This window comes from Hymenobacter saemangeumensis (genome assembly GCF_039541835.1).
Taxonomy (GTDB): domain Bacteria; phylum Bacteroidota; class Bacteroidia; order Cytophagales; family Hymenobacteraceae; genus Hymenobacter; species Hymenobacter saemangeumensis.
In genome coordinates, this window is record NZ_BAABGZ010000065.1 from 41,139 (window position 1) to 50,329 (window position 9,191).

Genomic DNA, 9,191 nt, shown 5'->3' on the forward strand with positions numbered 1-9,191 from the left:
GATGATGGGCTAAAGGATGAAAATATCTGCCTCACCGTTGCCTGCCGGAGCACAAGCCCGCTAAAAAAAGCCATTCGCTCCGGCAGGAAAACACCCTCCCCTTCTTAATCCTCGGTAATCGCCAGGCTCATGTTGAAGGACTTGCTATCCGCATGTCCGGCCAGGGCCCGGTACTTACGGGCCAGCTCGTCGGGCTGCCGCTTGCCATTCACCGTCAGGCCGGAGTTGTTGAGCTCAATGCTGTAGCTTTTGTCGTTGGGCCCAATCAGGCCGTCGCGGCGCAGCTCGTCGCCCCACACTACGGAGTTCACCTTCACAGCCCGGCTGTGTTCGGGTGCCGGCGGCGCAGGAGGTGCAAGGGGAGCAGGCGGAGTGGGCGGCGTCACAAAGCGGTCTGCTCCCGAACGCGTGGTGTAGATGCGGTTTATGTGGTTGCCGTTCTGGCTCAGCACCACCGTAGCCGTGGGGCCCAGCTCACGGCCGGTGCCGCTTTCGTACAGCTTCCGGTATTTCTTGTGCAGGGCATCTGACTGCTTCTGGCTGTTTATCAGCAGCTCGCTGCTGTTCAGCACAAAGTGGTAGTTCTGCTTGTCTTTCACCAGCCCGTCCTTCAACAGCTCGCTGATAATCCGTTCTTCGGTCTGCTGGGTGCGCTCCGACTGCTCTTTGCGCACCCGGTCACGCTCGGCCCGCTGCTTATCCCGCTCGGCCCGCTGCAGGTCGCGCTCCGCACGCATCCGGTCGCGCTCAACCTGCAGCCGGTCCCGCTCCGCTTGTAGGCGGTCGCGCTCGGCCTGCGATGTGCTGCCCCGGCCGGGCTGCGGGGCCTGGGGCGCATAAGGGGGAGCCGGGGGCAAAGGCGGCTCCGGCTCCATCCCAGCGGAAGCGGAGGTGTTCGACTCAATGGCCATCCACTGGCTGCCGGCCGTCATTTTGCGGCCGCTCAGCTGCTCGTAGCGCTCCAGGTAGCGGCGGTGCACTGCCTCAGGCTGCTTGACGCCATTCAGGGTCATTTCCTTGCTGCTCAGGGTTAGCCGGAAGTTTTTCAGGTCGGAAATAAGGCCCTCCTTCAGCAGCTCTTCCTTGAGCTGGGCCTCGGCGGTGCGCTCCTGGACGGAAACTTCGCGGCGCAAGGCGTTGGCGTCGCGGCGTAGCTCGGCCGTGCGGCGGCGTAGCTCGTTTTCCTCTTCGCGCAGGCGGGCCAGCTGCTCACGCAGCCCGTCCCGCTTCTCGTTCACGCGGCTACGCTCTTCCTCACTCAGGCTGCGGAGGCGGCCAGTAGCGGCCAGGGCGCGCTCGGCCGTACGCAGGCTTTCCTGGCGGCTGCGCAGGCTGGCCCGGGCACTTTCCAGCGACGACAGGTCGAGGCGGCGCAGCTCGGGCTCCAGGGGCGGCAGCGGCGGCATCACGGTGCTGTAGCGGTAGCTGTTGCCCGGGCCGCTGTTGTCGGCCCATACCCAGGTGGTGCCTGCCTCGGCAGCATCGGCGGCCGCGGCCGACTTGCCTTTCCGCGTCTTGCGGGCCGCGCGGCTGTCGCTGGCTTCCGCAACGTGGCGGCCATTGACGTACAAATCGGTCAGCCGCCCTTTCTTATCTTTTTCAATAATGACGGTGCCGGGGTTGTTGCGCCCCGTGGGCTCCACCACTACTACCTGTGTGGTGCTGCCTTTCTTGTTCCGTTTAGCTGGCTTTTCCTCCTGCGCCGGCTGCTGCTCTTCCGGGCCGGCCAGTTCCGTCGGAGCCTTATCGGGAGCCGCTGTGGTTTGTTTAGCCCGCGGCGCAGCCAGCGAAACCGCCGTGCCCAGCAAGCCCAGGCCGGCCATTACCACACACGCAGCCAGGAAGCCTTCAGCAAACGTGGGCGCTGCCCGGCGCTGCACCAGGCGGCGCACCCGGCCCAGCAGGGAACCGTCGGGTCCTACGGCGGCCAGGCTGAGGCGGGCCGCCGGCGCCTGCTGCAGGCCCAGCTCGGCCAGGGCCGTGAGGGCCCGGGCCAGGGCCAGCCCACCCCCTACCAGGCTGGTTGCGGCATCGTCGCAGCAGTTTTCGCGCTCCGTGCGTAGGCAGGCCGCCATAAACCACACCGCGGGGTGGTAGAAGAAGAGTACCTCCGCGGCCGTCTGTACCAGGTTCATTAGGTAGTCGCGCCGCACTACGTGGGCCAGCTCGTGGGCCAGAATGGCTTCCAGGCAGGCCGGGCTCAGGCCCGCCACCGTGCCCAGGGGCAGCAGAATAACGGGCCGCAGGTGGCCCACCACGAGGGGCACCTGCACCAGAGCCGACTCCAGCAAAGCAATGGGCCGCTTCAGGCCGGCGCGGGCGGCCAGGGATGCCAGCCGCTGCTGCCACTCCGGGCTCAGGGGCTGCACCCGGTAGCGGCGCAGCCGCTGCACGTACAGCAGCCCACCCAGCATGCGCAGCGTCATGGCCAGCAGGCCCAGCGCCCAGGCCAGCACCAGCACGGGCAGGTGGCGGTCGAAGTACTGCAGGGCCTGGTTTTGCCAGGAGCTGGTTTCTGCCGCAGTGGGCGGCGCAGCAGCTCTCGTCCGGGAGGCCGCCACGGGCTGGGCGGCAGCCGTTGCGGCACTGAACCGGGCACGAACAGACGGCGGGCTCAACGGCGTGGTGCTAGCTCCCGGCTCCACCGCCGACGCCACGGTGGCGCTCTGGTAATAGCGGGCAAACGTAAGCCCGGCCAGCACCAGAATGCTTCCCAGCGCCAGTCCCGACGCGAGGTAGCGCACTTCGGCGCGGTGCCGGCGCATCAGCAGCAAGGCGCCGGCCAGCACGCCGGCCACCAGGGCGCCCTGCCAGAGCGAGTGCAGCAAGGTCCAGCCCAGGGCTTGCGTAAGGGCCGGCGACACGAAGTTTTCAAGCGTGGTCATCGTCGTCAGGGTTAGAGGTGGAGTTTTGAATTTCTATGTCGTTGAGCAGGCGCCGAATCTGGGCCAGCTCTTCATCCGAGGTCTGCCGGCTGCCCAGGGCCTGCATCACCAGCTTGAGGGCCGAGCCGCCAAAGGCCGCATCCACCAGCTTGTCGAGCAGCAGGCTCTGGGTTTCCTGCTCGCGCACCGCGGCCCGGTACACGTGGCTGCGGTCGGCGGCGTCGCGCCGCACCAGGCCCTTTTCCAGCATCAGCTGCAGAATCTTAAGCGTGGTGGTGTAGCCCACTTCGGCTTGGCGGCGCTGGCTCAGGTGCTCGTTCACGGCTCGCACAGTGGAAGGGCCCTGCTGCCAGAGCACGTTTAGGATTTCCAGCTCGGAGTCTGTAGGTTTGGGGGGTGGGGCTTTGCTCATGGTCGTCGGACTATGGTTAGTACGAATTTATTCGTAGAACGAGGCAAAGATGTTACGAATTGCTTCGTAGTTGCAAGGGTTATCTACGAAATATTTCGTATAAAACCCCTATAATTTTGCTTCACCCTGATTATCAGAACACTAATTTAACCTACCCATTGTAAATTGGTAGTAAAAAGGCGACTGCCGGCTACCAGATGATGGCCAGCGCACATAAGGCCGCCTGCTCCCACTCCCCTTGCCGGGTGGCCATGCTCAGGAGAAAGGGGCAACTAGCGCTTGCGCCCCAGCGTCACGCGGGCCCGCTGGCAGATGCCACCCAGGGGCGGATTGAACTTGGATACGCTCACCTTCACCTTGCGCACGTGCGGCAGCTCGGCCATGATGCGGTCAAGCACGCGGTGGGCAATATGCTCCAGCAGCCGCGCCGGGGCCTGCATTTCCTGCGCTACCAGCCGGTACAGCACCTCGTAGTTTACCGTCTGCTGCAGCTTGTCCGACTCCCCTGCCGCCAGCAGGTCGGTGCTGATGTATAAGTCGACCCCGTACTTGTTGCCAATCTTCTGCTCTTCGTCATAATACCCGTGAAAGGCGAAGAACTCCATGCCTTCGAGTGCGATTTGGCCCATAGTATTGTTGATGGATGTGCTGATGATTGATGTGCTGATTGTTGATGTGCCAAGGGAATTATCGAACAATACCAGCGGCGAAACGCAGGAGCCAGCAGGCAAAGGTCTGTTGAAGTTTTTAGTTGTTCGTTGGCGGGCCTTGAAGCATGAAGCATGACAAGCGAAGAGCCGCCATTCAACTCTGCCCCGTTGTATTCAACAGCTGTTTGGCTAACTCAGCTGACAACAAAAAGAGCTACCCCGCAAGAGACAGCTCTTTTTGTTGTCAGCTGAAGTCGGTAATCGACAACAGCATCTGTGTAATCCGTTAAATCCGTTAAATCTGCGGTCTAGATTTCGTCGAAAAACGACTTTTCCGCCACGGGCTCGGCAACCGGTGTGGCTTTGGCGGCCGAGGCCGTTGCCATGGCCGGTTGGCCGGGATGCGTCACGGGCGAGGGCTGGTTGATTTCCGGGTGGCTGGGGCCTACGGGCTGGATATCGGGCACGATGGGCTCCACGTGGGGCGGCGTGGGCTCGGGCACGCGTGAGGGCTCGGGCTGGTCGATGCGGGGTGCGGGCGAGATGCCGGGGTTTTCGGCTGGGGCGCCGGGCCGCTCAATCTCGGGGCCGGGTGCCTGGGCCGGGGCGCCGGGGTCGGGCTGCTGGCCGGGCTTGGGGTTGTAGCTGCTGGGCGCCGCTGGCTCGTGGCGCGCTTCGGGCTGGGATGCCGCCGCCGAAGAAGTGGATGGGATGGCCGCGGCAGCCGGCGTAGCAGGAGCAGGAACGTTCATAGCAGGTTCGGTTTCAGCGGCCGATTCCTTCGGCCGCTCCACCTTTACGCTGGCGGCCCGGGAAAGGATGGCCGAGCTGCCGCCTTTGGGCCGCGTACGGGCCTTTTCTACTTTGTCGAGCGCATCGGAAGCCAGGTGGTGCAGGTCGCGCACCAGCGTATCGAGCTGCTGCTCCAGGCGCTGGCACTCCTGCCCCAGGCCGCCTACCTCGCGCTGCATCTCGGCCACGGTTTTCTCGGCCTGCTGATAGGCCTCGTCAACAATGGCGCGGGCCCGCTGCCGGGCCTCGGTGAGCAGCTGCTCGGCCTGGAACTGGGCTTCACGCAGGCGCAGGTCGGCGTCGCGCTGGGCCTGCTCGGTGATGCTGGTGCTGGTGTCTTCGGCCGTTTTAAGGGTGCGGTAGAGGCTGCTTTCTACTTCGCGCATCTTCTGCACGTCCTGCTGGGCATGCTCCAGCTTAAGGCGCAGCTCCCGGTTTTCGTCGCCCATCCGCTCCCAGTGCTGGGAAATGGTGGTCAGAAAGGCCTGAACCTCGTCTTTGTCCACGCCACGAAACGACTTCTCAAAAGTCTTCTGGCGGATGTCGAGGGCGGTAAGTTTCATCATGTTTCTGGTTGTCAGTTGTCAGTTGTCTGTTGTCAGCCGCTGCTGCCAGCCCCCCCGGGTGGGGCCTGGGCTCAGAGCGCCTGCCAGCGACTAGGGCAGCAGTCGTCAGGCATTGGCAATCAGCTCACCAGATTAATCTGACAACTGACAACGAACAACTGACAACTACTTCTCAAGCTCCCATACGGCCAGGCTGCGGTCGTCGCTACACGAAACTAACCGGTTTTCGGCGCCCGGCCAAACCAGGCGGTTCACCGAGGTGCCGTGGCCGGCGTGCCGGGCCTTGTCCAGCACGCGCAGCAGCTCCAGGCTGCCGCCGTCCCAGAGCTTAATGCTTTTGTCGAGGCTGCAGGAGGCCAGGTAGCGGCCGTCGGGGCTGAAGGCAAGGTGGTTGATGGTGTACATGTGGGCCGGAACCACCAGGGTCAGCTCGTAGCCGGCAGCCACGTCCCATTGCCGAATCCGGGCATCGCGCCCGGCCGTGAGCAGGCGCTGTCCGTCGGGCGAGTAGGCCAGCGAAAAAACCGAGTTGGTGCTTTCCCCCAGCGTGTACTTCACTTCCAGCGTGTCAAGGTCGAGGATGCGCGTCAGGTGGTCGGAGCTGCCCACGGCCAGCTCCTGCCGGGCTTCGTGCAGGGCCAGGGTGCGCAGGCTTTTCGTGGCCAGGCGCAGCAGCTTTTCCACGCGGAAGTCGGGACCGGCAAGCACGGCCAGCGTGCCATCGCCCAGGCCTACGTACAGGCGCTGCCGACTTTCCGAGTACACAATTTCGAAGATGGCCACCGGCGGCAGGGCCGTAGCCCAGGCCAGCTGGTTCTGCGCTAAGTCGATGGCCTGCAGGCCCTGGAAGTTGTGGCCCAGCACCAGCCAGCGCTGGGCCGGCAGGTGGCGCAGGGCATACACCGAATTCTGTACCCGGGCCAGCAGCTCCCCGTCCTGCTCGGGGGCAGCGGCGTTCCAGGCCACCACCATGCCGTCGGCGCTGGCAGAGTAGAGGGTAGCGCCTGCCCCGCCCGTCAGCCCGTACACGGCGTCGCGGTGCCCGGCCAGGGTGGCTATTTTATGTACAGACGGGCGGAAAGTGGCGGACATAAGCAGGCGCAAAGGTAGCTTCGTGGCGTGTTGGTTGCTTGTTTCTTGTTTTGGTCCCCGCTGAAAGCGCTGAGGCTTGCGCTGATGTCAACAGTCGTTCTTACCAGCCCTCACAAAGTGCCGTTTAGCAACTAGAAACAAGCAACCAGAAACCCCAAGCCCATGCCCCTCTACTCCCTGCAGCGCCTTTCTCCTACCGCTATTCTGGGCCTGTGGCAGCTGCAGGAGGTGCCCGACACGCTGTGGCCCCTGCTGCCCCAGGCGGCGCAGTACCGGGCGCTGGTGCCGCCCACGGCCGATGCTACCCGCCAGGCGCAGTGGCTGGCCGGGCGGGTGCTGGCCCACGAGCTGCTGCGCACCCTGCTGGGCCCCGAGGCCAGTGCAGCCGTGCTGCTGCGCAACGAAGCCAGCGGCCGCCCCTGGCTCGATGGCAGCCCCGCTGGCAGCGTGGTGTCGCTGTCGCACTCCGGCGAATGGGTGGCGGCGCTGCTCAACACCCAGGGCCGGGCCGGAATCGACATCGAGCTGGTGCGCGCCAAAGCCCGGCGCCTGGCTTCCAAGTACCTGTCGGAAGCCGAGTGGGCGGCTCTGCCAGCGCCAGCCGAAGAGGCCGAAGCCCTGGCCCATTTCAGTCTGCTCTGGAGCGCCAAGGAAACCCTCTACAAGCTGGCGGCGCGGCGCGGCATTATTTTTAAGGAGCAGTTGTTACTCCATTCCAAAAGCCAGACACTCAGCGGGGAGCTCGCCGCCACGCTGGTTCTGGATGGTAGCCGGACGCGGCACCGCATTTGCTATTCCCAACCCGCGCCTGGCTACGTACTTACCTATAGCTTCGAGGACGCCCTGCCGGAACCGGCAGTTTCCTGATTTTTAACTTACCTTCCCGCCATGTCTTTCCGCCGAATTTCTATCCTGACCGCCGCCGCTTTGCTGGCCGTCACCCTGGCCGTGGGCGTGGCTCATGCCCAAACCGGTAACAGCGTTGCCGATTTCACCCTGAAAACGGCGGCCAACGCCGATGTGTCGCTGAAAAGCTATGCCGGCAACAAGGCCATTGTAGTAGTTTTCCTCAATCCGGCCTGCGCTTTCTCGCGCCTCTACCAGGAGCGCCTGGCCTCCATCAGCAACACCTACCGCAGCCGCGGGGTGCAGTTCCTGTTCATCAACGTGCCCATCAACCTCGACGCGCCGGGCTCCGCTACCCCCGGCGAGGTTGAGCTTCCCACCTTCACCGATGCCAGCCAGCAGGTGAGCAACCTGCTGGGGGTAAACAAAACCGCCGAAGCCGTGGTGCTGCAGCCCGATGGCGGCGCCTTCGCCATTCGCTACCGCGGCGCCATCGACGACAACCCCCAGGTGGCTGCCAACGTGAAGGAGCCCTACCTCAAGCAGGTGCTCGAAAACGTACTGGCCGGCCGTCCCGCGGGCGTAGACGGCAAGCGCGCGGCGGGCTGTCTGATTAAGCGATAATGAGTTGATAAAGCCGTGTCATTGCGAGCACAGCGAAGCAATCCGTCCTGTTCTCAGCGAGCAGCCTGCTAATGTGAAAAGTCCCAACGCCAGCATTGGCATTGGGACTTTTTGATGTCTGGGTTTACTAGGTTTCTGAGTGCTAGAGGACGGATTGCTTCGCTATGCTCGCAATGACACGGCTTTCTACCTAATTACCAAAAAACCTACTCCAGTATACTCAGCAGCACGGCTACTTCGGCGGCCTTCACCGGCTCCTGCAGCTTCTCGAAGCTGAGCTGCAGGTTGCGCAGGGCCCGGCGCACGATGTCGAGGTGGGTGCAGGGCTCGAAGAAGATGGGGTTGGGCGAGAGGTTAAGCTGGTGTACGTAGTGCTCGATATCGGTACGCGAGAGCACCAGGCCGCGGTTGTAGCAGTTGATGTAGAAAGGCTCGGCGCCGGGCAGCTGGGGCCGGAAGGTGAGCACAAACAGGTTGGGCAGGTTAACGCCGTGCACCGGCAGGTTGAGGCGCTGGGCCACCAGCAGGTAAATCACACAAAGGGCCAGCGGGTTGCCGCGCTTGGTTTCCATCACGCGCTGCAGCATGGAGTTGGCCGGGGAGTGGAAGTGCTGGGTGTTGGCCGCGAACTTGTGCACCCGGAACAGGACGTGGTTCAGGGTCTGCACCTGGTCGGCGGGGTGCATGTCGGGCCGCAGGGCCGTCCAGGCCTCGAAGCGCAGCTGCTCAATGGCCCGGTTCAGGGCCTGCAGGTCGGCGTCGGGGTACTGGTAGGTGTTGAGCAGCCACATGCCTTCGAGCAGGTCGGTAGCGCCGGCCTCCCGCCACACGCGCAGGCGCTGCTGCAGGCCCTCAAACTGCAGGTTGTGAATCAGGTCTTCCAGCCGCTGCTGCTGCTGGGGGTCCAGGGTTTCTTCCCACGACTCTTCCAGAAACGGAATGATGCTTTCGCCCAGGTTCTGGATTCTGTCCTGAATCTGGGGGGCAATTTCCGGGTCGTCGAGCAGGGAGATAAGGGCTTTAATTTCTTTATTGGTCATCAGAATACGTAGCAGAAGGGCAAATTAACGCAACTGAAGCTTTTTTTGACCCCCCTGGTGCTTTTTTCTAACACGTAGAAAAGGGGTAAATGTTCAATTCCGGCCTACTGCAGGGCCTCAACCATTGAGGCATAAAAAACCCTCATCCGGCTAGAATGAGGGTTTTCCATAAGGTTAATCAATTCGTCACGGGTTATAGCATAGCTAACCCAAGTTGCGGGCTATAGGCCGGCTTGGTGGAGGGTGTGGGCAAAAATGAAGAGGGCAATTTTCAGGGCAAACCC

The 9,191-nt window shown here is 63.2% G+C and carries 9 protein-coding genes; 3 read left to right on the forward strand and 6 right to left on the reverse strand.

All coding sequences use genetic code 11. The features are described 5' to 3' along the window. Positions 1–104: 104 nt before the first annotated feature. From ABD919_RS15560 to folB, 3 genes are all read right to left on the reverse strand, one after another. The gene (locus ABD919_RS15560; RefSeq protein ID WP_345236954.1) at positions 105–2,885 is read right to left on the reverse strand and encodes a M56 family metallopeptidase; all 2,781 of its coding nucleotides are present in this window, start codon (positions 2,883–2,885) and stop codon (positions 105–107) included. Next, entirely contained in the window at positions 2,872–3,297 is a 426-nt protein-coding gene (locus tag ABD919_RS15565) for a BlaI/MecI/CopY family transcriptional regulator (RefSeq protein ID WP_345236955.1), read from the reverse strand. The genes ABD919_RS15560 and ABD919_RS15565 overlap by 14 nt, the downstream gene beginning before the upstream one ends. A 272-nt stretch (positions 3,298–3,569) precedes the next feature. After that, positions 3,570–3,926 carry a dihydroneopterin aldolase gene (gene folB, locus ABD919_RS15570; RefSeq protein ID WP_345236956.1) on the reverse strand — a complete coding sequence of 119 codons (357 nt, stop codon included), beginning with the start codon at positions 3,924–3,926 and terminating at the stop codon, positions 3,570–3,572. A 10-nt stretch (positions 3,927–3,936) separates the two neighbouring features. Between folB and ABD919_RS15575 the strand changes: the two genes are divergently transcribed. Then, on the forward strand, positions 3,937–4,083 hold the full coding sequence (locus ABD919_RS15575) for a hypothetical protein (protein WP_345236957.1): 147 nt from the start codon (positions 3,937–3,939) through the stop codon (positions 4,081–4,083). 172 nt (positions 4,084–4,255) lie between these two features. Here ABD919_RS15575 and ABD919_RS15580 read toward each other — a convergent pair whose 3' ends face one another. Together ABD919_RS15580 and ABD919_RS15585 are read right to left on the reverse strand one after the other, a co-directional pair. Continuing rightward, positions 4,256–5,305: a DivIVA domain-containing protein gene (locus ABD919_RS15580; RefSeq protein ID WP_345236958.1), complete on the reverse strand. Its 1,050-nt coding sequence runs from the start codon at positions 5,303–5,305 to the stop codon at positions 4,256–4,258. A 165-nt stretch (positions 5,306–5,470) separates the two neighbouring features. Next, positions 5,471–6,397: a WD40 repeat domain-containing protein gene (locus ABD919_RS15585; protein WP_345236959.1), complete on the reverse strand. Its 927-nt coding sequence runs from the start codon at positions 6,395–6,397 to the stop codon at positions 5,471–5,473. Between the two features lie 162 nt (positions 6,398–6,559). Between ABD919_RS15585 and ABD919_RS15590 the strand changes: the two genes are divergently transcribed. After that, positions 6,560–7,264, forward strand: a complete 705-nt coding sequence (locus tag ABD919_RS15590) for a 4'-phosphopantetheinyl transferase family protein (RefSeq protein WP_345236960.1) — start codon at positions 6,560–6,562, stop codon at positions 7,262–7,264. A 21-nt stretch (positions 7,265–7,285) separates the two neighbouring features. Continuing rightward, a complete protein-coding gene (locus tag ABD919_RS15595; protein WP_345236961.1) occupies positions 7,286–7,867 on the forward strand; it encodes a redoxin domain-containing protein in 582 nt (193 codons plus the stop codon). A gap of 206 nt (positions 7,868–8,073) precedes the next feature. Here ABD919_RS15595 and ABD919_RS15600 read toward each other — a convergent pair whose 3' ends face one another. Beyond that, positions 8,074–8,907: a transglutaminase-like domain-containing protein gene (locus tag ABD919_RS15600; RefSeq protein ID WP_345236963.1), complete on the reverse strand. Its 834-nt coding sequence runs from the start codon at positions 8,905–8,907 to the stop codon at positions 8,074–8,076. Positions 8,908–9,191: the final 284 nt, after the last annotated feature.